20 protein-coding genes and 1 riboswitch are annotated in these 21,542 nt (G+C 55.9%); of the genes, 12 read left to right on the forward strand and 8 right to left on the reverse strand.

Annotation, left to right across the window (positions count from 1 at the left end):
- Positions 1-205: 205 nt before the first annotated feature.
- Positions 206-1,201, forward strand: a complete 996-nt coding sequence (locus DSM3645_RS31015) for a DUF1559 family PulG-like putative transporter (protein ID WP_002654980.1) — start codon at positions 206-208, stop codon at positions 1,199-1,201.
- Between the two features lie 85 nt (positions 1,202-1,286).
- Entirely contained in the window at positions 1,287-1,787 is a 501-nt protein-coding gene (gene tadA, locus DSM3645_RS22860; RefSeq protein WP_002654981.1) for a tRNA adenosine(34) deaminase TadA, read from the forward strand.
- A gap of 774 nt (positions 1,788-2,561) precedes the next feature.
- On the opposite strand, the gene DSM3645_RS22865 is transcribed toward tadA, so the two are convergent.
- Positions 2,562-4,454, reverse strand: a complete 1,893-nt coding sequence (locus DSM3645_RS22865) for a TonB-dependent receptor plug domain-containing protein (RefSeq protein ID WP_002654983.1) — start codon at positions 4,452-4,454, stop codon at positions 2,562-2,564.
- 95 nt (positions 4,455-4,549) lie between these two features.
- A riboswitch (cobalamin riboswitch) is annotated at positions 4,550-4,724 on the reverse strand.
- 330 nt (positions 4,725-5,054) lie between these two features.
- On the opposite strand from DSM3645_RS22865, the gene DSM3645_RS28875 reads away from it, so the two are divergent.
- Positions 5,055-6,032, forward strand: a complete 978-nt coding sequence (locus tag DSM3645_RS28875; RefSeq protein ID WP_002654984.1) for a DUF1559 family PulG-like putative transporter — start codon at positions 5,055-5,057, stop codon at positions 6,030-6,032.
- Positions 6,033-6,057: 25 nt separating this feature from the next.
- Here the strand turns inward: DSM3645_RS28875 and DSM3645_RS22875 are convergent, their stop codons facing one another.
- Together DSM3645_RS22875 and DSM3645_RS22880 are read right to left on the reverse strand one after the other, a co-directional pair.
- Positions 6,058-6,741, reverse strand: a complete 684-nt coding sequence (locus DSM3645_RS22875) for a 3-keto-disaccharide hydrolase (RefSeq protein ID WP_002654985.1) — start codon at positions 6,739-6,741, stop codon at positions 6,058-6,060.
- A 56-nt stretch (positions 6,742-6,797) separates the two neighbouring features.
- The gene (locus DSM3645_RS22880; RefSeq protein ID WP_002654986.1) at positions 6,798-7,754 is read right to left on the reverse strand and encodes an NAD-dependent epimerase/dehydratase family protein; all 957 of its coding nucleotides are present in this window, start codon (positions 7,752-7,754) and stop codon (positions 6,798-6,800) included.
- A gap of 117 nt (positions 7,755-7,871) precedes the next feature.
- Between DSM3645_RS22880 and DSM3645_RS22885 the strand changes: the two genes are divergently transcribed.
- A complete protein-coding gene (locus DSM3645_RS22885; RefSeq protein WP_002654987.1) occupies positions 7,872-8,258 on the forward strand; it encodes a VanZ family protein in 387 nt (128 codons plus the stop codon).
- 205 nt (positions 8,259-8,463) lie between these two features.
- On the opposite strand, the gene DSM3645_RS22890 is transcribed toward DSM3645_RS22885, so the two are convergent.
- Positions 8,464-9,471 carry a UDP-glucuronic acid decarboxylase family protein gene (locus tag DSM3645_RS22890; protein ID WP_002654988.1) on the reverse strand — a complete coding sequence of 336 codons (1,008 nt, stop codon included), beginning with the start codon at positions 9,469-9,471 and terminating at the stop codon, positions 8,464-8,466.
- A 56-nt stretch (positions 9,472-9,527) separates the two neighbouring features.
- On the opposite strand from DSM3645_RS22890, the gene DSM3645_RS28880 reads away from it, so the two are divergent.
- The 5 genes from DSM3645_RS28880 to DSM3645_RS22915 all read left to right on the forward strand — a co-directional run bounded on the left by DSM3645_RS28880 (position 9,528) and on the right by DSM3645_RS22915 (position 13,221).
- Positions 9,528-10,574: an endonuclease V gene (locus tag DSM3645_RS28880; RefSeq protein WP_002654989.1), complete on the forward strand. Its 1,047-nt coding sequence runs from the start codon at positions 9,528-9,530 to the stop codon at positions 10,572-10,574.
- Positions 10,575-10,630: 56 nt separating this feature from the next.
- A complete protein-coding gene (locus DSM3645_RS22900; RefSeq protein ID WP_002654990.1) occupies positions 10,631-11,377 on the forward strand; it encodes a hypothetical protein in 747 nt (248 codons plus the stop codon).
- 71 nt (positions 11,378-11,448) lie between these two features.
- Entirely contained in the window at positions 11,449-12,396 is a 948-nt protein-coding gene (locus tag DSM3645_RS22905; RefSeq protein WP_002654991.1) for a DUF6807 domain-containing protein, read from the forward strand.
- Positions 12,397-12,631: 235 nt separating this feature from the next.
- A complete protein-coding gene (locus tag DSM3645_RS22910; protein ID WP_002654993.1) occupies positions 12,632-12,925 on the forward strand; it encodes a hypothetical protein in 294 nt (97 codons plus the stop codon).
- A gap of 110 nt (positions 12,926-13,035) precedes the next feature.
- Positions 13,036-13,221: a carbon storage regulator gene (locus DSM3645_RS22915; protein ID WP_002654995.1), complete on the forward strand. Its 186-nt coding sequence runs from the start codon at positions 13,036-13,038 to the stop codon at positions 13,219-13,221.
- Positions 13,222-13,419: 198 nt separating this feature from the next.
- Here the strand turns inward: DSM3645_RS22915 and DSM3645_RS22920 are convergent, their stop codons facing one another.
- Positions 13,420-13,644, reverse strand: coding sequence for a hypothetical protein (locus DSM3645_RS22920; RefSeq protein ID WP_040352951.1), 225 nt, complete (start codon positions 13,642-13,644; stop codon positions 13,420-13,422).
- Between the two features lie 545 nt (positions 13,645-14,189).
- Here DSM3645_RS22920 and DSM3645_RS22925 point away from each other — a divergent pair.
- The 3 genes from DSM3645_RS22925 to DSM3645_RS31020 all read left to right on the forward strand — a co-directional run bounded on the left by DSM3645_RS22925 (position 14,190) and on the right by DSM3645_RS31020 (position 18,309).
- On the forward strand, positions 14,190-14,609 hold the full coding sequence (locus DSM3645_RS22925) for a secondary thiamine-phosphate synthase enzyme YjbQ (RefSeq protein ID WP_002654997.1): 420 nt from the start codon (positions 14,190-14,192) through the stop codon (positions 14,607-14,609).
- Positions 14,610-14,860: 251 nt separating this feature from the next.
- Complete coding sequence (locus tag DSM3645_RS22930; protein WP_002654998.1) at positions 14,861-15,829, forward strand: DUF1559 family PulG-like putative transporter; 969 nt, start codon at positions 14,861-14,863, stop codon at positions 15,827-15,829.
- Positions 15,829-18,309 carry a cytochrome-c peroxidase gene (locus DSM3645_RS31020; RefSeq protein WP_002654999.1) on the forward strand — a complete coding sequence of 827 codons (2,481 nt, stop codon included), beginning with the start codon at positions 15,829-15,831 and terminating at the stop codon, positions 18,307-18,309. Before DSM3645_RS22930 ends, DSM3645_RS31020 begins: the two co-directional genes overlap by 1 nt.
- 13 nt (positions 18,310-18,322) lie before the next feature.
- Here DSM3645_RS31020 and DSM3645_RS22940 read toward each other — a convergent pair whose 3' ends face one another.
- From DSM3645_RS22940 to tmk, 3 genes are all read right to left on the reverse strand, one after another.
- Positions 18,323-19,540, reverse strand: a complete 1,218-nt coding sequence (locus DSM3645_RS22940; RefSeq protein ID WP_002655000.1) for a right-handed parallel beta-helix repeat-containing protein — start codon at positions 19,538-19,540, stop codon at positions 18,323-18,325.
- 81 nt (positions 19,541-19,621) lie between these two features.
- Entirely contained in the window at positions 19,622-20,695 is a 1,074-nt protein-coding gene (locus tag DSM3645_RS22945; RefSeq protein WP_002655001.1) for a DNA polymerase III subunit, read from the reverse strand.
- Positions 20,692-21,309 (reverse strand): dTMP kinase, encoded by a 618-nt coding sequence (tmk, locus tag DSM3645_RS22950; RefSeq protein WP_002655002.1) that lies wholly within the window; start codon positions 21,307-21,309, stop codon positions 20,692-20,694. The genes DSM3645_RS22945 and tmk overlap by 4 nt, the downstream gene beginning before the upstream one ends.
- Positions 21,310-21,542 lie beyond the last annotated feature (233 nt).

Below are 21,542 nucleotides of genomic sequence, written 5' to 3' on the forward strand. Positions count from 1 at the left end.
GCAGGCAACCCCCTCTTGAACAATGTGGAAGCGGCCGCGGCGCAGGATACGCAACCATAGGTCGCAATTACACTTACGGTTTCATGAATTCTCAGCGCTGGCTCCACCAAAGTCTCGACATCCCCGCCTATTTTTGCGATAGTGAATGCGGCTAAGCTTTTCGCGGTTGCTCCTCAAAATTTCTCTCCATCGAAGAGGATACGTCATGTCTTCTCCGCTCCGTCGCGGTTTTACGCTCGTCGAGCTGCTGGTCGTGATCACGATCATCGGCATTTTGGCGGGCCTGTTGCTTCCGGCGGTCAGCATTGCCCGCGAATCGGCACGCAACGCCCAATGCAAAAACAATCTGAAGCAGCATGGCGTCGCCGTCATGAACTATCAAACTTCCAAGCAAAAGATGCCGCCGCTGATGGCGTTCATCCCGACCAGCGGCGCGCCAAGTGACTATTCAACACAGATCGTCAACTGGCCGGTTCCGCTGCTTGCGGAACTTGGTCGAAATGATCTGGCCGAGCTTTACAGCGAAGCCTATCGCAGCTCTACCGCATCCATTGCCGCGGACGCGTCAAATGAGGCGCTGGATGGCCAGGTTCTCCCCATTCTGGTTTGCCCGAGCGATCCAGTGGACGTTGTTACCGGCACCTCGAATCCGCTGGGCTATTTCGCCAACGGCGGCATCAAGAATCTCTATGGCGCGTCGGCGACCAGCGGGGTCGATATCGAAGCCAATGGCGCGTGGAGCGACAACGCGATCACCTCCGGCGACCTGAAGGTGCTGCTCGATCGGATGAAAGATGGCGCCTCGAACACGATCTTGCTGGCCGAACGGGTACAAACCGGACAAGATTTCCAATGGAATGTCGTCAGTGGTGGAGGTGCGTCATCCAATCCCAACGACTATGAAGCGGCCATCTTTTGGTACGATGCCTTTACAACGTCCGGGCCCCCAATCAACAGTGCCATCGGCGATACGGTTACCGCAACCAACTCCCTTCCCTCCAGCAATCACTTTGGCGGCGTAAACATTTGCATGGTCGATGGCTCGGTGAAATATTTGGACGAGAATGTAAATGCCACGGTCCTGGGTCGACTGATGTCCTCCAACGGAGCCAAAGCCAACTCCACGCCGAGTACGCCCAGTGCGGCCCCTGAACCGGACTGGCAGAAGACGCCGATCAAAGGTACCGAACTCGACCTGTAATCGAGTCAAGTCGCGCATTCAAATTTCCAGCGTCCTCTTCCTACAAGAGGACGCTTTTTTTGTTTTCCATGATGGTCTGCTCGCCATGATTGATTCCGCCGAACCGCGCCAGTTTGAGTATCCTTCGTTCCACCAGATCTTTATGTATCAGGCGCTGGAACTTGCCGAGCAAGCGGCCCGCGAAAAAGAAGTCCCGGTCGGCGCGATCATTGTGCATAACAATCGCGTGATCGCCGCCGCGCATAATCAGCGCGAAACCCTGCACGACCCCACCGCGCATGCCGAGATGATCGCGATCACTCAAGCCGCCGAGTCGCTGCAAAATTGGCGCCTGGCGGACTGCACGCTGTATGTGACGCTGGAGCCGTGCCCGATGTGCGCCGGCGCAATCTTACAAGCGCGAATCCCCACCGTCGTCTTTGGCGCCATCGATCCCAAAGCAGGCGCCGTCACATCGCTATACACGCTGCTGAGCGACTCACGCTTGAACCATCGCTGCGAAGTCGTCCCCGGCATCTTAGCGCCGCAGTGCGGCGACGTGCTGACCGAATTCTTTCGGGCACGCCGCGCGGAGGGGAAGAAGTAGGAGGGGGAAATGTCTAATTTCTAAATCCTAATGTCTAATGAAGAATGCCGTGTTTTTTTCAAGCATTCGACATGAGGATCTAGTCATTTACCCAAAGCTAGCTCGCCTTTCCGCAGGCGGAACAAAGTGTCGCCTTTCGCTCCGCCGAAAGTAGCGTCTTGCTGCAGCGCGATAAACCGCGCTGAGTACCAACCCCACAGCTCTTAGGCCCAACGCGGCCGTTCTAATAGCAGCCCGGGGCGCTCGTCACGCAGCGACGGAGCCCAGGGTCTAGGCGGCCCAAAATAAGGTGACGTTCGGGTTGGCAGAATGAAATCGCGTCCAACGTCACCGCCATATTCGGTCACGCGAACCCGCGGTTGCGTCGCTGCGCAACTCCACCCCGGGCTATTTTGGGACAGCCCTCCGGGCTGAAGAGAAAATTGCTACACGATTGCATTGGTTAGCGATTCCGGTGGGTTGCGCAAACCGATTCTGTTTTTTTTGAATCGCAAAATCGATCGCGGTTTTGCTCCACCCACCCTACGGTTTTGCGACGATTTTGTTTGTCGATCCGAAGTCGGTACGCATTTTTAAGAAACAATGTTTTTAGCAATGTCTTAGGCCCAACGCGGCCGTTCTAACAGCAGAAGAAACCGGAGCTAACGCTCTGCGGCTGATGAAGAAAGAAGAAGAAATGATCTCTTCGAAGATTAGCCAATAGGTTTTAGACATTAGACATTTCCCCCAAGCGGCGCCCAGAGACAATCCTCTGGGCGCAATCTTCCCTTTCGACTACCAGACGAAGCGCAACCCACTATAGGCGCCGATCCCGAGCGTGCCGAAGCCGGGGACTTCTTCGTAGTCCTCGTCGAACAGATTGTCGATCCGCCCGACCAAGGTCATCCCTTGCGCCAATTCGTACGTGCCGGCGACATTGACGGTGATATACGAATCGAGCGGGCCTGACAGATCAAACCGATTGTCGACGTACAACATGTAGAGATTGACCGTTGCATCGCTGGCGACCTGACGCTCTACCCCCAGGGTCGCTTTGTTCCTGGGACGTCGCTGCAACGGGCGATCGTTGTCCAAGTCGCGAGGACTCGTAAACGTATAGGTCGAGCGAATGTCGGTCCGTTCGTCCCAGCCCCAAACGCCGACCACTTCGACCCCGGTCGAGCGGGCCGTGCCGATGTTTTCGAGTAGGAACGTATTAAAGTCGAACGCGATCAAATCTTGAAAGTCGTTACGGAAGTAGGTCACATCAATCGAACCTTGGCGATCAAAAATATACTTGGTCACGCCGACGTCCCAGCCTTTGCTGCGCTCGGGCCGCAGATTGGGATTGCCGAAGGGAAACAGGTTCTCGGCCAGCGACGGCGCCCGAAAACCGGTGCCGATGCTTCCATGAAATTCGGACCCGATCTCCCACGCGTCGATCAAAAACGTAAAGCGATACGTTTGCGCCGTGCCGGCGACGCTATGATCGTCCCAGCGAACGCCGGCCGTGCCGTAAAAGCGATCGCCCAGCTGGTACTGATCTTGCAGAAACACGCCGGAAAGATACTGGCTGACGGCTGGCGTCGACGTGTTGGACGCTTCCTCATTCAAGTGGTTCGTGCCGACGGTAAAGATGTTGTCTTCCAACAGCATTAAGTTCAGCTGATATTCAAACTGCTTGGTCGATCCGTTGTACTGAGGATCGAGAAAACCGGGATCGGTATCGACCCGCTCGTAGTTGGTATGGTCGAGCGCGACGCGATGTTCAACCAGGCCGTCAAATTGAAACGACTGCAATTGGATCTTCTCGTAGAAGACGTCGCTCAGATTCGAGCGAATCAGATTGTCGACCGGCAATGAGCCGAACGGCTGATCGTCAACCGCCGCATGCACGTCGGCATAACGGAAAACATAGTCGACGTTCAACAGCTCGGACGGAGTCCAGCCGTAACGTCCCGAGATGGTGCCGTTGTAATAGCCGTCTCGCTCAGGATTGCCGTTGGCGAACTGAGCCGAGCTGACGCCGTCGGTTCCTTGGTAGCCAAGACTGGTCGAGTGGTAAAAGAGATCGTTGCCGCCGCTCATGGTCAAGCTGGTGTTGGAAGAGTTGAAACTTCCCCCTTCGACCAGGGCCGTCGCGGTCAGCGGACCTTCGCCCCGCTTGGTAATGATGTTGATCACGCCGCCGATCGCGTCCGAGCCATACAACATGCTTTGCGGGCCGCGCAACACTTCGATCCGCTCGATGTTTTGCGTCGACAACGTCGAGAAGTCAAAGCTTCGTCCGGCGTTGCTGGGATCGTTGATCGGAATGCCGTCGAGAATTACCTTGGTATGCTGCGAATTGGCGCCGCGGATAAAGACCGACGTGATCCCGCCGGGCCCGCCGGTGCGAACCACATCAACCCCTTCGACCTGCCGCAGTACTTCGGCCACGGTCGTCTGTTGGGTCCGTTGAATCTCTTCTCCGGTGATCACCGTGACGCTGCTGCCGGTCTTACCAACGGCGACCGTGGTTCCGGTCGGCGTAATCGCGGCCGTATCGGGCAGCGGATTGGCCGGAAAGGAGTCGAGCCTTCCGACAACTTCGACCTCGGGCAAGACCAGGTCTTGCTGCGGATCGAGCAGCGGGACGATCTCGGTCTCGGCGAGCGGAGATTCGTTTTCAGGCGGTTGGGCGGGCAAGGAGGTAGTCCACCACGAAAGACACGCGGCTAGCGCGCAAGTAGAAGTCCAGCGAAATCGCATCGTTTTCCTATCCCTCGAGGAAAGCAATCATCGAATTGTCCATTCGCCGGACCAGATATCCTGGCTCCGAATCGTCCTACTGGCCCTCCTTCCCAACTTTTTCAAAAAAAGTCAGTGGCGTTCGCTGGGCTTTCGTCCTCGTTACAGTCGCGGGGCGGCGGGAGCATTTCACTCCGCTTCCCTGAAATCCGGCGAAACGTGCGTCTTTCCTTCGCTTCCAGATTTTCTGGAAAAGCTCGATTGACGCATGAGTCATCGGCACTACCCAGCGCTGCCAGTCAATCTGATTACTCCGCCCTTCCTGGTCGGCCGGATTCTTCCTATTGTGAAGCGCATGCCGAATATGCTGGCATTCTTTGACAAATTTCCCTTATCAACGAGCGATTCTGGGGCAGGATTTACCACTAATTGTCCCCAAAGTCTGGACGTGAAGGCTGGCTTTTGACAAAATGAAGTTCTGGTAAGGCATTTCCTGCGCTAGCTTCCCTTCTCACGGTTCTCGTCTTGGCTTCTAGCGCTTATCACGGAGCGAAGTGAATGTCTCGGATTCGTCGCGGCTTCACGCTGGTAGAATTATTGGTCGTCATCGCCATCATCGGCGTCTTGGCTGGTTTGTTGTTACCGGCGGTTAATTATGCGCGCGAGACGGCTCGCCAAACGCAGTGCAAGAACAATCAAAAACAGCTAGCGCTGGGTGTCGTCAACTATCTGGCCACCAAGAAACAGTTTCCGGGCTACGTCGAGCCGCTTAATTCGTCGCTGGATCAAACTTGGATTCAAGCGATCTTTCCCTACGTCGAACAAACTGCGCTTGCGGAAAGATGGGAAGGACTCAGCAGCTATCCGGCATTCGGCAATCCGCTGATTCCCCGGGTTCAGCTTCTGATTTGTCCCAGCAATCGCGAAGACTGGGCAGGCGGCTTTAACTCGTATTGCGGCAACGCCGGCTGGGCCAAGCAAGGCGTCATCGCGTCGCCTGCTAGTACCGTCGCCGAGGACACCGCTTACGGCGTGTTTCTCTATCGCGGGAGTGCGTTGACGAACCCGCCGAAGATTTCGGACGCATCGATCAAAGATGGGCTAAGCACGACGCTCCTGATTTCGGAGAATCTCCAAGCGTCGAACTGGTACCGCCTATCGACGCAGATCCAATCCGGCGCTCAAAACCACTTTGGCGGTTCAGCGCCAGCGGTTAGCCCCGCTACCTATGGTCGCAAGACCGGCGTAGTGATGACCTGGTTTGCGGACGGCAGCGACAACGTGGTGAACCCTCCGCCATCGGTTTGGATGAAACCCAACGGCGAAAAGTATGATCAATCGCCAGAGTCCGCGCCGCGTCCATCGTCGGAACACCCCAGCGTCTTTATCGCGGCGATGGCCGACGGATCTGTCGCTACTCTAACCGAAGGAATCAGCTACAACGTCTACGCTCAGTTGATGATCACCAACGCTACGCAAGCGCGCAAAGATGGACGTTTAGACTATCCGCTGAACGAATCGGACTACAAGAAATAGGACCGAAAAACACAGCGCGGGGAAGTTAATCCGCTTTCTTCCCCACGTCGCGGATTTCAATCTTGCGAATCGCGGCGGTCGATTGCCATGCCGAAAAGCCAAGCGGCTGCGAGTCGGTCACTTCGTTCCGCGTCGTGATCTTGCGATCCTTAATATTCTGATCGATCACCAGCTTGTCATCGATCCAACCTGCGATCTTCTCCGGCGTCACTTTCAGACGAAAACGATACCAGCGATTATCGTCAAACCCCATGTATTTGGTCGTTTCGTTCTGCGATGCGTCTTTGCCGTCGATGCTGGATAAGCCGACGACTGCGCCTCCCCAACCGCCGACGATCCAGCTGCAAAACGAATCTTCGACCGGAAACGTTAGCCCGGCGAAAAAGTCGATTCCTTCGAGCCGCTTCGCTTCAAAGCGAATTTCATAGTTGGTTTTCGGCGGCGCCTTTTGATAGGTCGCGCCGGTCAGATTGACTCCTTGCGCCATTAGAATCGCGCCATCGCTGACCGAGACCTCTCCCTCGCCCCCAAAGTTGACCGACTTCCAGTCGCCTAAAGTCTTGCCGTCGAATAACGAACGCCAAGCTTGCTCTTCGGCGCCAGCTGCGCCGTTGAGGGTGAGCAACAGAATCGCGGTCAGCGCAGCAACACAAGCTTGAGAGCGGGCCAACATCGGGACGCCTTTGTGGAGATATTTGGAGATAGCCAAGTCGATATCAGAATAACCCGCGACGGCGCGAATACCAAATCGAGCCCAATCGCCTTCTACGCGTACCAGGACTGGAACCAGGCGACATAGTCGCGGATTCCGACTTCAATCGGCACCTGGGGCTCATAATTGAGGAGTCGCTGCGCTTTCTGCAAATTGGCGAACGTTACCGGCAGATCTTCAGGCCGCTCTGGCAACCGCTCGATATTCGCTTTCTTCCCGAATGCATTTTCCAGCAGCGCGATCAGCCCTCGCATCTCGATCGGTTCGCTGTGCCCAAGGTTGATCGTTTCTCCGATCACATTTTCGGCCGTCAGCGCCGCGATCAGCCCGTCGCAAATGTCGCTGACATGCGTAAAGTCGCGGCGGATCGTGCCATCGCCAAATAGCGGAATGGTTGCGCCGGTGTGAATGGCTTTGGCGAAGATCGTCAGCGCCAAGTCAGGGCGAAGCCGCGGACCATACACGCTGAACGGACGCAAACAAACGACCGGGGTTTGATGCAGTTCCGCATAGGTGAGCCCTAACAACTCGGCCGCGCGCTTGGTCGCGCCATAGGGACTTGCCGGAACGCCGTGCGGCGCATCTTCGGCAAATGGAATCGCGGCGCCGCGGCCATAGACGGTTGAGGACGAGGCCAATAAGAAACGCTGGACCGGGTGACGGCGAACCGTCTCAAGCAAATTGAGCGTGCCGCCGACATTCGTCTGTTGATAGAGCTGAGGCTGGGCGACGCTGACGCGCACGCCTGCGTAGGCGCCTAGGTGGACAACCGACTTGATCTGGTGCTGGGTAAAGAGACTTTCCATCGCGTTGGAATCGCAAAAATCAGCTTCGATTTGCGTCACGCGCGGCTGATCGTCAAACAGGGCGGCGTTCGCCCGTTTCAGCGCCGGATCGTAGTAATCATTGAAATTATCCAGACAAATCAGGTCGTCACTCGACTGAACCAACAAACGCTCGATCAAATGGCTGCCAATAAATCCGGCCCCGCCTGTGATTAGAATCGCCATCCCTGCTATCGCTCCTCTCGTATGGTTTACAATGAAGTCCTCAGGGCAGTCGATCTTGCGGCGGCCCTGCTTCGTCGCATTCGATTTTTACTTTGATTCTCACCACTTGATGACTGCATGAATCGCCTGGCTGCAGCCCGCTGGTACATCTTAGCCGCTTCGCTGTGGCTATTGGCTTTCGTCGCGACGCATTGGCCGGCGGCGCGTTTTCCGAAAATCGCCAGCGGCTGGAACCAATGGGACAAAGGAATCCATTTCTTGCTGTTCGCCGTGCTGGCGATGATTTTTTCGGTCGTCGCCGCCAAGTTTGGCAAATCCGCTCCACTGTTGGTCTGGCCGCTGCTCGCGTCTTATGGGTTGCTGGACGAAGTCACGCAATCGTTTGTGCCGGGACGAAGTTGCGACGGTCTGGATTGGCTGGCCGATTGCCTGGGGGCCGCGACCGGAGTTGGACTCTATCTCCTGTTGGCCCGGCTGCGCCCTTCTGAAACGGCGCAGTCCTGAACCGGTCGACGCTGCACGCTTTGTCATTGTGGATGTTGCACAGTATCGAATCGATTGAACACTAGCCCGCCGCGCCCGCGAGGGAATCCGGTTGGTCACTTCAATCCGGGTTTGTATCGCCAGCCGCATTCCCTCGCTGGCGCAGCGGGCTAGTGTCGTGATTTTTGGTTTATTCCGATCCTGTATTCCGTTGTTCCGTTAAACCTTAATCGTGATTAGGCGTGGGAGCTCGATAGTGCGACATGTCGATGTTGCGAAACCATTCGATCGTCGCTTTGAGTCCCGCTTCCAATTCGACTTTCGGTTCCCAGTCCAATTTCTCCTTCGCCAGCGCGATGTCAGGCTGACGTTGCAACGGATCGTCTTCGGGCAGCGGCTTGTGCACGAACTTTGATTTTGAGCCTGTATATTTCACGACTAACTCCGCCAATTGGCGAATCGTAAATTCGTGCGGATTACCGATGTTCACCGGACCAATAAAACTGCCGTCGCAATTCATCATGCGAATCATCGCTTCGACCAGATCGTCGCGATAGCAAAACGAACGCGTCTGGCTGCCGTCGCCGTACAAGGTGATCGGTTCGTTGTTGATCGCCTGGCGGATGAAATTAGAAACGACGCGTCCGTCGTACGGATGCATCCGCGGTCCATAGGTATTGAAGATGCGGACGATCTTGATCGCAACCCGATTCGAGCGGTGATAATCCATAAAGAGCGTTTCCGCGACCCGCTTCCCTTCGTCATAGCAAGCGCGTGGTCCGATCGGATTGACGTTGCCGCGGTACGATTCTGGTTGCGGATGAATTTCGGGGTCGCCGTAGACTTCGCTGGTCGACGCTTGCAATACGCGAGCTCGGCACCGTTTGGCCATGCCCAGCACGTTGATTGCGCCCATGACCGACGTCTTGGTCGTCTTGATTGGATTGTATTGATAGTGTCCCGGCGCGGCGGGGCAAGCGAGATTGTAGATCTCGTCAACTTCCAGCCAAACCGGCATCGTGATATCGTGCCGGATGAACTCAAAGTTGTGAAAATCGAGCAGGCGGACGATGTTCGATTTTTGGCTGGTAAAGAAGTTGTCGAGACAGATGACGTCATGCCCCGCTTCGACGAGTCGTTCGCATAAATGCGAACCGAGAAACCCGGCGCCTCCCGTTACAAGGATTCGCTTAATATGCGACACGCCGATTTCTCCCCAGAGGTACGCTGGCATTTCATGCTGAAAAGTCCTAGCACAAATTATCGAAATCCAGCGCGTGGGAACAAGCCGTGACTGACTTTTCGCAGCTCGAACAGCAGATTCAGGCTCGCTTGCCTGATTTGCCGAGCGATTTGCAACAGCGAATCGCCCAAATCCCCCTCGGCAAAGTCGCCACCTATGGGCGAATCGCCCAATCGCTCGGCGATCGCCTAGCGAGTCGCTGGATCGGCGATTGGCTATTACGCTCCCCGCTAGCGACCACGATCGCCGCGCATCGCGTCGTCCGAGCAGGCGGCGAACTGGGACTATTTCATACCGGCAGTTCCGTCGACAAGCAGCGTTTGTTAACCGCGGAAGGTGTTGCCGTCGTCAACGATCGCGTCGATTTGTCGGAATATGAATTCTCTGATTTCGCTGGCAGCGCGCCGCTGACCGACCTGCGCGAATGGCAAAACCAGCTCGCCGCGCAAAATCGCTTGAATTCGCTGGCGCGGCGGCCTGAGCTCGTCGCGGGACTCGACATTTCATATCACGGTGACGAGGGGGTCGTCGCCTATGTGCTGTTTGACTACGGCTCGCGCGAGCTGGTCTGGTCGCATCTGGCGCGGCGGCCCGTTTTCTTTCCTTATATAACGTCTTATCTGTCGTACCGCGAATTGCCGCTGCATCTAGCCGTGCTGGCCGAAGCGGCGCAAGCCCATCGTCTGGCCGACGTGTTGCTGGTCGATGGCAGCGGCGTACTTCATCCGCGCCGCTGCGGCATCGCCAGCATGCTATCGGCGCTGACCGGACTTCCCACGATCGGCGTCACCAAAAAGCACCTCTCTGGGTCATTCTCGGCCAACGATCTGTCGACCGAGCGTTTTTGCGATCTGCGTGTTGCAAGCGAAGACGGGTCCACCAAGTGGGGCGCGGCGATCTTACCGACCAAGAAAACCAAGCGGCCGATCTTTGTGTCGCCAGGCGGCAGCGTCGACTTTGACGACGCCGAAGCGATCTGCGCGCACTTCATGGTCGGCAAACGTCTACCGACGCCGATCGCCGCGGCGGATCACCTGAGTCGACAAGCCGCTAGCGGCGAGACGAATCGGGGTGGACGAGCGCGCGAACAATAAAGTAGTCTCCGCGACGATTTCGCTTTGCCGAAGTTCCACTTTTCGAGGAATGAACCATGCTGCGCCACTGTCTTGCTATCGTTGTCAGCGCCCTGATCGCCAGCGCCGTTACCGCCGCCGATTTTCAGGTCACCAATACGATCTTTGAAGGTGAGCAGAAGCAACCATATATGACGACGCAGACCATCTTCAAAGACAACGTCGTCTTTGATCACGCGATGGGGCAAGCAGGCCAGGCGATGATCATTGACTTCCACGCCAATCGAATCACGCTGCTCGACCCGGTTCGCAAGCGCCAGCTTTCGCTCGACATTCGGCAGATTATCGAAATGTCGACCTATCTGCGAACCAACGGCGACTTCAGCACGCCGCTGCTGCAATTTTGCAACAAGCCTGATTTCAAGATCCAAGCCGAGCCGCAAATCAATCGGGTCGTCTTCACCGGCAATCCGATCAGCTATGACCTGACGACTTTGCCGATCACCGACAAGCGCGTCGTGCAAGACTACGCCCGCTTTTGCGATTGGTCGGCGGATATTAACTTTGCCTGTGCGGCTGGGTTTCCCTCGCAATCACGGAAGGTGATCAACGGTTATTTTGGAGAGAATAATGTCCTGCCCAAAGAAATCCGCCGCGTGATTCGCAACGGCAATCCGGCTCAAAACCAGACGGTCCGCAGCCAGCATGTCTATCGCTGGATTCTCAACCAGACCGACCTGGTAACCGTGCAAACTTTGCGCAACCAGCAGACAGTTTTTGAGCAGGTGACGCCAGAAGAGTGGATAAAAGGACAAGCGAAGTAGCACGACGAATTGCTAGCGATTAGGATAGTGGGGAGTCTGTAGCTATCCCGCCTACCTAGGAACTGCCCGCCATGAATCGCTTGCTTGCTGCGTTGGCCCTACTGGCCGCGCCCCTAATCGCTTCCTCTGCTCTCTCTGCTGAAGTCACCGTCCGCGAAACGAAGGATGGCGCCGAAGTCTTGATCGACGGCGAACTCTTTACGCGCTATCTGAAAAAGTCAGGCGCCAAGCCGATTCTCTACCCGATCATTGGCCCGGATGAGATGCGCATGACCCGCAACTATCCGATGACCGATGCGACGGCGGACGAAAAGAGCGATCACATCCACCATCGCTCTTTCTGGTTTACCCATGGCGCCGTCAACGATAGCGATTTTTGGGCCGAGACCGGCGACAAACTTGGAACCACCGAACATCGCGAGTTCAAGAAGCTCAGTAGCGGTGAAGAAGGGGAAATCGTCGCCGCCAGCGATTGGGTCGACCACAACGGCAAAACAATCTTGAACGATGTGCGGAGCTACAAGTTTGGGGTCCTCGGCGATGCACGTTATATCGATCTCGATGTGAAGCTGACCGCGACTGACGCTCCGGTCAAATTTGGCGACACGAAAGAAGGCTCGTTCGGCATTCGCGTTCCCGGTGCGATGAAAGTCGAAGCCCACAAAGGGGGCGAACTCGTCAACAGCCACGGCGACAAAGACCTGAAGGCCTGGGGCAAGCAAGCTCCGTGGGTCGACTATCACGGTCCCGTTGGCGACAAACAGGGGGGAATCGCTATCATGGAGCACCCCAGCAGCTTTCGAGCTCCCACCTATTGGCACGTTCGTACTTACGGACTGTTCGCCGCGAATCCGTTTGGCGTGCACGATTTCGAGAAAGACAAGTCCCTGGACGGCTCCTACACGCTTGCGCCGGGCGAATCGATCGAGTTCTCGTATCGCGTGCTGCTACACGCAGGAGACGAAAAGGAAGCCGATATTGCTGGCGCTTTCAAGAGCTATCAAGCCGTGAAAAAGTAAGACGCAGCAGCTTCAATCTTTAGACATTCTGCAAGCTCTACGAGAGAAATCTCGTAGAGCTTTTGCTTGCGCTGAAGAACCTTAAAAAACATCCAAACTACCGAGCCTTCCTCGTAAAACTTCACACCCTAGTCTGCCGATAGTTACCTGTACGACCAAGCCTCCCAATCATCCCAGTCATCGTCTTTTGCACATTAGCCTCAGATGATGACCTCGCTAGGAGTTGATATTCCACATGACTAATGCGTTCCCGTGTTTTACGCGTTTGGAACATCTCCGTCAGTACGTTTATGAAATGCTTTGCCAACAGGAAAACCTTGAACCCAGCGTCTTCCCAATGACCGAACGCGTGCTTGTCCGCTCCGGCGATCCTTGTGGAATCTATTTCTGCTTACATGGACCGCGTAGCGTCAAATGCACGGCTATTTGGGAAACCGAGACCAATTCGATTTTGTTCTACGGTTCCAGCGGCGAACGATTTCTGCGAACTCACCTGACGGCGGCGCCTGCGCTGCAAAATGCTGCTTAAGAAACAGGGCTTAAAGTCAACGCAGTCGAAAACTCTTGACAAAAGCTCTGAACTGCACACACTATACATTTGAACACACAACCACCTGACACCTTAGAAGGCTCTAGATAATGTTGGTACTGTCGCGCAAGGAAGGCGAACGGCTGAAACTAGGCGATTCAATCGTTATCACCGTGGTGAAAGTAGCGGGAGACAAGGTCCGCCTTGGAATCGAAGCCCCGTCGAACGTCCTGGTGCTTCGCGATGAACTCGAGTTACACGAGGAAGTCGCTGAAGCGATCGCTCCGGCCGCCTAGGATGGGCGCCGGCCAGAGAAAGTAAAGTATTGTCGCCATCGACGAATCGCTTGATTCGTCGATGCTGGGCCTGAAGCTCGGATTGCGACTGTAATGCGGACATCGCTCGAACCGATTGGTTATTCGAGCGGAGTGCGCATAAAAAAGGGCGCCCGATTGAAACGGCGCCCATGCATCCTAGTTGTTCGCTCCTCCCGCTTATTCGCGGGGGCGAATCGCTCCGGTCAAGCCAGAGTAATCGCAGCGATCGTCCTGGTGCCACAGGGGCAAGCCCTGTTCAACGCGGCTACGCAGGGTATCGATCTTTTCGGCAGACCCGGCCGGGGCGCTGGTCGCCGCAAATTCTTCTGAAGCGTCCGGGACGAAGTCCTCGTCATGGCCATACTTCAGGATCGCGTCGAAAACGTTACGAATTTTCTGCATCGAACTAACACTTCCTCCAAACAACACGGGGCCACGTTTCCCTACTCCAGGAAACGAGGGAGGCTCGCGCGTACGGCGAACCCAACCTATCACTAACTCGGCAAAATGCGGCTTTCGCTCCATTCCAGTCGAGCGATTCCGCAGAAAATACGCCTTCTTTTCGATGGCGTACACCTCGTCGTCTGAACTTCCGTGAGTCGACGATTGACACCCAGTGGGCGTCTCGAAGGAGCGTTACATTATTTACGCAAGGGGTGCAGTGTCAATAGATTTTATCGGAGGATCGGAAACCCGCAGTTTTGGACGTAAGTTTTGACTTTTCAAACACTTCGGTTTCCTGCGCAGAACCGCACGCCCAACGTATCCCCCTTGTGCCGCAGAGGTTCGTTCACTAGCCCTTCACTCCTTTTTTATGGAACCCTAACTTACCTACCGCTTCCGATTTCGACTTATCCGAATCTCCGGATCCGGCGATACTAGCAATGCTTGTCGATAATGCGGCAGACCCCGGCCGCTAGCAGATTATTTCATTCGAGGACCTCTGCATGCCCTGGATTCAACGGACAATTACCTTGCCGGCGATGTCGCGCGGGTTCCACCTGATCACGCGAAACGTCGTGGAGTCGCTCCCGCAAATGTCGTCGATTCAGGTCGGCTTGCTGCACGTCTTCATCCAGCACACCTCCGCGTCGCTCACGATCAACGAAAACGCCGATCCTGACGTCCGCACCGATCTGGAAATGGCCTTTTCCAAGATCGCACCCGAGAGCTTTCCGTATGTGCATACCTTAGAAGGCCCCGACGACATGCCGGCCCATATCAAAGCGGCGATGCTCGGCAGCAGCGTCATGATTCCGGTGACCAGCGGTAGACTGGCCCTGGGAACCTGGCAAGGGATTTATCTTTGCGAGCACCGCGATCACGGGGGAAGTCGACGCTTGGTGCTGACGCTACAGGGAGAGTAGTCGCCGCTGACTGGCGGTCCCTCTTTGGCCAGCTTGGGCTGTTTTTCGATGCATTGTCTGTGCTGATCGGCGCCCCTCTTTACATCGCTTCATTGCTCCCCAGGCAGCGGCAGCAGCAGTACCCACCACGGGGGTATTGCAGTATCGAGAAATTTTACTTAGGCTACGAATATAACTCGATTGAGATCGAGTCTCAGTTAACATGCCAGCCTCCGCCAGCCTGCCACTCACCCGCCCACTAAGAGATTTCTATGAATCGCCGCGCAGGCTTTACGCTAGTTGAGTTATTGGTCGTAATCGCGATTATCGGTGTGCTGATCGGGCTGTTACTTCCCGCTGTCCAGCAGGCCCGCGAAGCAGCCCGGCGGATGCAGTGCATGAACAATTTAAAGCAAGTCGGCTTGGGAATGCATAATTTTCATGCCGCCTACAGATGCTTTCCGACCAGCGTTTCGGGAAACGGAGCTTCTCATTACTGGTGCGCCCAGCTATTGCCTTACATGGAACAGAATCCCCTTGCGGATATCTATGACTACTCAGTGAAGTTTAAGGACATCGCTAATCGCGAAGCCGTGCAGTACCCAGTGCCGTTCATGCTCTGCCCGAGTACGCCTGGCGGTCCAATTGCCCATCCCAAATTCAAAACAGCGACAGCTTCAAGTCCCGAGACTTGGGGCGCCATCGGATCGGACTACGCAGGTTCGTCGGGCCCCTATTCCGCTATGTGGAATAGCCCAGCCCAAGTCTCCTACTCCAAGCCAGGAAATATCGAGGGGTTGTTCAGCGGAAGTGTGAAGCCAGGAGCGAGGGGAAGACAAATTCGTGATGTCACGGATGGAACCTCCAACTCAATTGGTTTTGTCGAGTCGGCTGCTCGCCCGCAAAAATGGCAAGGCCGCAAAATGCTCGCTGGCTCGGGCGAATTAACCAGCGCCTCTAGCAACTATGTCGCAGTATGCAGTTGGGCGGAAGGCAATTTATTTGCTGTTCGCGGTTACCTCTACGACGATTCCATCACGGATGAAGATAGTCGCTGGTCGTATCCAGGCCCGCAAATGGTCAATGGGTCGAATTACTACAGTATCTACGCATTTCATCCTGGCGGAGCCAACGTCGCTTTGATTGACGGTTCAGCCCGATTTCTAAGCGAGACGACAAATGCTGATGTCGTCTGCTCTCTTCTAACGATCTCCGGACAGGAAGTTGTCGGAGAATACTAATGCCCCGTTTTGATGTCATGATGGTCAAATCTTTCGGCAAATTGTTTGCAATCTCTGCGTTCTTTTGGGCTGCTGCATCCTCGGATGCAGCAGCCGGAGAATTGAATCCAACGATCCATCCCGTCGGTCACTTCTTAGAGGGCTTGCCAACATCTGGGCAATCGCAAGCGGTCTATCACCATGACGCATCACATCCGCTAAACCGTCTTCATCGACTGCTGTTCATCGATCAGCTTGTGCCGGAAGAAATTCAGTCGCAATTGCCTGCGGAGATGGAATCCGCGGGCGTTGCACAACGGGACTTCTATCAAGGCAAATGGTACTTCGGCAAACGGAACGGCGAGGATCACGATCTCAAATTCTTTGGCGGTGATGTGCGCGTTAGTCCGGTTCGGAAGTTCTCCGCAGAAGAGCGGAAGGAATTGCGGAAATTGCTTACCGATCTATCGTCGCCTGAGCAACGCACTAAGCAACTGACTAGTCCGCTGCAGCAATTGCTTGTGCAGTGGGACGTAATGAGCGTCTGGTGGCAACTTGAAAAACTGAAATATGATGATCCGGAACTGTTAACAGAGATGGCCATCGCTATTCGGTCGTTGGCGCTGACGCGTGACGCGATCGAGCAGTTGTCGAGCGGCTTCGATCAATTGCGATCGCAATTCCCAGATTCTAATAATAGCACAACTTCGCGCCCATTTTTGCCAGCCGATTTCGATCCAACGACCGGCTCCACAGAGTCAGCATGGGCGGAGATTGGTCGCAAGAGTTCCGCCTTGTTTCAAGCCGATCGTAGCCTGCATGCGTCGCGCGTCTTTCTTAATTTTGGCGGTCAATCCGCGACAAAGCGTCTCTTGTCAACAATCCAGAAAGACGACGTTTCGTTTGAACTACCATCGAAACTTCAAACCGCGTTGGTGCAATCCCTTGTTGTTGTCGATGAAGAACTTAATCCTGTGGCGACGCCGGTCATTGATGAGATCCGTATTCGAATATCCGTTCCTCCGTTTGAACTTAGCGGCGAAAATACAAGCAGCAGCCGAGACGGTTCCAGCCACTGGATCTATTACCGAACGCGGGCTGGATCAGTTCTTAATCCTGAGCAAGTCTTCCGCTTTGTGCCTGATTCGGCGCAATCTCTGTTCCTTGAGTACGGAAGTATGAAACATGCTACTTACGGGGCGCAATGCGCGTTATGCCACCGCCTGACGAATGCTGGAGGGCAAACGCCATTTGGAATTCGCTCACTTTCCAAACATGCGAACGCTCATTTGGCGACTGTAGATGAACGAATGCAGTTGGCGGAGAGTGAAATGACGAAAGTAGTTGAACGACTCAAATCTCGTTTGAACTCTACCACTACGGTAAAAATCTCCGCACGCCGTAAGCCAAGACCAGAGAGAAGCGAACAAGAGTTCGCCGAGTTGGCCGATAAGCTCCGCGCCGTTTATTCGCAACCGCCAGAATCTTGGCCAGCGCCAACGGTAGATAATGGAGTTCAATGGCGAGAAATCGGCTCACTTCCTGATGTCCAACATCCCGAAGACAATCCCCACTCCGACGCTAAAGAGCAGTTGGGCAAAGCCCTCTTCTTTGATCCACGTCTCTCGGGCAGCGGGCAAATCGCTTGCGCTTCGTGTCACGATCCCGATCTAGCATGGGGAGATGGACGAACGACTAGCTTTGGGCATGCGCGGAAAATGTTGGCGCGAAATGCGCCGTCGATTCGTTACGTCGCTTTTCAAGAGACCTTTTTTTGGGACGGCCGCACCAAGAAGCTCGAAGACCAGGCGATCGCAGTCTTCCTGAATCCCGACGAGATGCATTCCACTTCTGAACATGTCGTCGAAGCGGTCGCGGGATGCGATCCCTATCGCGAAATGATGTGCGAAGCGTTCGGTGACGAGAAAATAACGCTCGAACGCATCGCCCAGGCGATCGCTTGTTTTGAACGGACGATCATCCACGGCAGGACCCGCTTTGACGCGTTTTTGCAGGGAAAAACTAATGCCTTGTCCGACTCTGCCATTCGCGGCATGGACCTATTTCGCCGTGACGCCCGCTGTATGAATTGCCATCATGGCCCGCTGCTGAGCGATGGCAAGTTTCACGAGGTCGGCCTCAGCTACTATGGTCGCAAATACCAAGATTTGGGACGCTATGCAAACACCGGGGAAGCAGTTGACGTCGGCAAGTTTCGCACACCGACGCTGCGCGACGTCACGGCGACGACGCCGTTGATGCATAATGGATTGTTTGAACTCCCTGGCGTTCTGAACATGTACAATGCTGGTATGCCTACGATCAAGCGAAAAGAAGAGCAGGTCGACGACAAGTTGTTTCCGACGAAGTCGCCACTGCTAAAACCGCTCGGTCTGAATCGCCAAGACTTGGCCGATTTGGCCGCGTTTTTGTCTTCGCTGGAAGAAGCGAAGTTGCGGGTTCGCCCGCCGGAGTTGCCGGGATTGCATCCATCGCCATAAGTAAAATCTCAAGTTACTCCCACGCCCCCAGTCCCTGCAGGTCGCTATCAGGCCGTAGTCGCAAGAAATCGACCTGCGGCAAATCTCCGTTGGGCGCTCGCGGTCGCATTAGTTCTTTCCAGTCGGTGCTGATGAAGTCGTCGGCGTCCACTTTGACTCCGGGTCGCGTCCAAGAGTTGTCGGTCGCGTTTTCTGGCGGCGTCGCGTCGTTTTTGATGATCGGTCCGCGAAACGCGACGTTGCCATGCAGTACTTCTCGCTCGCCGGGGATGTCGGCGCTCATGTCGGCTTTTCGTTCGAGCATATTGAAGTTGCCGCCGCCGTTTCCGTACGCCGAATTGCGAGTCCAGACCGCGGCTCTGCCCGGTTGATGATTCGCGTAAAACCCTTTCGCCCCGTTCCAAGCCGAGATGCAAAATCTTACTTCGTGCGCCGGAACCGGATGGGGAGGAACCGTCCGCGGGTCTGCGCCGTAGCCGCCGATTTTAAAGCCATTCGAGTCGCCGCCGGCGCGATGATTGAACGCCCAGCAATGATCGAAGAGACTTCCGGCGCGCGCGTTGATCGAGTCAAAACCGTCGTCGCTATTGTTCCAGGCGCGGCAGTAGCGAAACTCGACTCGTTCGCCGTGCGCACCAAAACCGTCAATGTTGCCAATCGAACGAGGATGCGTGCTAACATTGTCGTAAGCGTCGCAGCGGGTCGCCGAACCGCGCGAACGATTGGTCCAGTAGAACCCGATCGCCGCGTTGCCCTGGGCGACGCAATCGTAAAAGTGAGCGCTGGCCCGAGCGCCGTCGATTCGAAAACACTCGGACTGCTTTTGCTCGCCAACCGGCGTCCCTGTGACGTGCACGCCACGCAAGATGACATTCGTCCCCGTTATCAAAAAGCCGGTGACGCGGCGATCGGTCGGCGTCGTCGAGAAATCGAAGACCGGCGTTTCGTCTTGATAGGCGACGTAGCTGAGGTCGCTCTTGTGCAAGTGATTCGCGACGTTGTAAATGTAGATCTTCGCCGCATTGGCGAACTTGTCATAAACGCCGCCGCGCAAGTAGATCGTATCGCCAGAAGAGGCTCGCTGTTGCGCCTTCATCACGCTGGCCAATGGCGCGTTGATCTCGCCTGACTGCGCGTCATCGCCATCTGGCGCAACATACCAATCGGCCGCTTGCACATCGGCGGCAAGCGTAAGAACGCCCCAGAGGGTGAGCAGACGAAACAAAAGCATGACAGGGCCGAGCGTTGGTGAAATAGCGGCGAAGGCGGGCGCCAATATAGGGGCCGGCGGGCAGACTATCTCTACTTTAGCTTACTGCCCCAGCGGCACATAACCTAACCGTCCGGCTGACGAGAGATCGTCCATCCATGCGTCGACCAAAGTCGCCAGGTTGGCGTTGGCTTCGACCTCTTGTTCCGCTTCGATGCAACGCGCCAAACAGGCCGCCGCAGCGTCTGGTCCGGCGGTAAACCGGGGAACGGCTCGTTCGACCTGTTTCCTCAGCAGGTCATCTCCCGCGACCGCGCGACCGCAGAGGGCTCGCATCAGTTGCTCGTAAAACTCAGCGGCGAACTGCATCACCAGGATCAAACGCGCTCGACGCGGCGGAGCCTCTTTCCCGGCGCGATCGACAAACTCGGCCGTTTCCTTCGCCAGCGGAACGCTCGGAAAATCGGGCGTTCCTAACCGCGGCAACAGCACAGCGCGAAACTCTCGCAGTTCCGGATCGGCTACCTGCATGGCGCGCTCGAGACTTCCGTGGCCTAGTTCCGCCAGGACGCGGGCCTCTTCTAACTCGGCGACGACTCCCTGCTCTACCAACAGCGCTGCGATCACTTCGTTGGACAGCGGGTCAAAACGGATGATTTGCGAGCGCGAACGGATTGTCGGCAATTGCCGTTGCAAACTGGTCGAAAGCAAGATCATGACCGATTTTGGCGGCGGCTCTTCGAGCGTCTTCAGCAAGCAGTTGGCGCCTTCGACGTTTAAATAGTCGGCGTCATCGATGATCGCCACTTTGCGTCCGCCCCGATAAGGGCGCAACGTGATGTCGTGACACAACCCGGCTCGCATCCGATTTTGCCCGTCGCCGATCAGCAGGTCGACCGGAATCCGGGTCCGATTGGCCGGCCGCGAAACCAAAATCAGATCGGGATGCGAATGGGCCCGCACTTGAACGCAGCTTTCGCACTTGCCGCAAGGGTTCAAGTCGGCAGGCGGGTTCACTTCGCAAAGCAGCGCCTCGGCCAGTTTCAATGCGAACTTTCGTTTGCCAACCGCCGGCGGCCCGACGAACAAAAAGGTGCTCGCCAAGCGTCCGCGCGCGACTGCGGTGCGAAACTTCGCCTGAACGGCGTCATGGCCTTGAATCTCGTCCCAACTCATGCGTCGTTACGCCGCTCCAACACGGTCAGGGCAATGCGGCGAATTTCAGCCTGAATTTCTTCGACCTTACGACTCGCATCAATAATGTGCACGTTTTCAAACTTCTTCGCTTCGGCGAGAAAGCCCTCGCGAACCTGTTCAAAGTATTCGATTCCGCGGCTCTCGACCCGATCCAGCGCGCGATTCAAGCGGCCGAGCGCCGCCTTGGTCGGCAGATCCAACAGGAAGGTCGCATCCGGCAGAACGCCGTCGGTCGCCGCCAGACCGACATTGCGAATCGTATCGACATCGACGCCGCCGCCGTAACCCTGATAGGCGATATTGGCGAGCAAGTAGCGATCCGAGACAACCGCGGCGCCTGCTTCCAGCGCCGGACGGATCGTTTCGGCGACCAGCTGCGCACGAGCGGTCATGTACAACAGCATCTCGCTGCGCGGCGCAATTTCGAGATCGCTCTTGTCGAGCAAGATCGACCGGAGCCGTTCTCCCAGCGGAGTACTGCCGGGATCGCGACACGAGACAACTTTGGCGCCTTGCATCTCGAGCCAAGCGGTGAACAACGTCTGTTGCGTCGATTTGCCGACGCCATCCAATCCATCGAAAACGAAGAACATAGTTGTAAGCTCACAGGCGCCGGAAACCGTTCCATTTTACGCTCGAATGGGGGAATCGAACAGTATGCGATACGTTGCCCAACGTTTTCAAGTTGGGGATTTGGCGCCGCAGTCAAACCGCTTTTTCTTCGTAGCCCCCACTCGTCTGGTTGGCCCTGATAGCGCGGCTATCTGGACCGACAAAGGAGGTAAGCGGACCTAATCCGCGGTTGGCGTCTGATCGGTGGTTGGTT

The organism is Blastopirellula marina DSM 3645 (assembly GCF_000153105.1).
Lineage (GTDB): Bacteria > Planctomycetota > Planctomycetia > Pirellulales > Pirellulaceae > Blastopirellula > Blastopirellula marina.

Coding starts and splice junctions, on each gene's coding strand:
- DSM3645_RS22940 (WP_002655000.1), bottom strand. CDS start 19,540: ATGCTTTTGTTTCGTCTGCTCACCCTCTGGGGCGTTCTTACGCTTGCC.
- tadA (WP_002654981.1), top strand. CDS start 1,287: ATGATTGATTCCGCCGAACCGCGCCAGTTTGAGTATCCTTCGTTCCAC.
- DSM3645_RS22915 (WP_002654995.1), top strand. CDS start 13,036: ATGTTGGTACTGTCGCGCAAGGAAGGCGAACGGCTGAAACTAGGCGAT.
- DSM3645_RS22925 (WP_002654997.1), top strand. CDS start 14,190: ATGCCCTGGATTCAACGGACAATTACCTTGCCGGCGATGTCGCGCGGG.
- DSM3645_RS22920 (WP_040352951.1), bottom strand. CDS start 13,644: ATGCAGAAAATTCGTAACGTTTTCGACGCGATCCTGAAGTATGGCCAT.
- DSM3645_RS31020 (WP_002654999.1), top strand. CDS start 15,829: ATGCCCCGTTTTGATGTCATGATGGTCAAATCTTTCGGCAAATTGTTT.
- DSM3645_RS22930 (WP_002654998.1), top strand. CDS start 14,861: ATGAATCGCCGCGCAGGCTTTACGCTAGTTGAGTTATTGGTCGTAATC.
- DSM3645_RS28875 (WP_002654984.1), top strand. CDS start 5,055: ATGTCTCGGATTCGTCGCGGCTTCACGCTGGTAGAATTATTGGTCGTC.
- DSM3645_RS22890 (WP_002654988.1), bottom strand. CDS start 9,471: ATGCCAGCGTACCTCTGGGGAGAAATCGGCGTGTCGCATATTAAGCGA.
- DSM3645_RS31015 (WP_002654980.1), top strand. CDS start 206: ATGTCTTCTCCGCTCCGTCGCGGTTTTACGCTCGTCGAGCTGCTGGTC.
- DSM3645_RS22900 (WP_002654990.1), top strand. CDS start 10,631: ATGCTGCGCCACTGTCTTGCTATCGTTGTCAGCGCCCTGATCGCCAGC.
- DSM3645_RS22945 (WP_002655001.1), bottom strand. CDS start 20,695: ATGAGTTGGGACGAGATTCAAGGCCATGACGCCGTTCAGGCGAAGTTT.
- DSM3645_RS22905 (WP_002654991.1), top strand. CDS start 11,449: ATGAATCGCTTGCTTGCTGCGTTGGCCCTACTGGCCGCGCCCCTAATC.
- DSM3645_RS22885 (WP_002654987.1), top strand. CDS start 7,872: ATGAATCGCCTGGCTGCAGCCCGCTGGTACATCTTAGCCGCTTCGCTG.
- DSM3645_RS22910 (WP_002654993.1), top strand. CDS start 12,632: ATGACTAATGCGTTCCCGTGTTTTACGCGTTTGGAACATCTCCGTCAG.
- DSM3645_RS22880 (WP_002654986.1), bottom strand. CDS start 7,754: ATGGCGATTCTAATCACAGGCGGGGCCGGATTTATTGGCAGCCATTTG.
- tmk (WP_002655002.1), bottom strand. CDS start 21,309: ATGTTCTTCGTTTTCGATGGATTGGATGGCGTCGGCAAATCGACGCAA.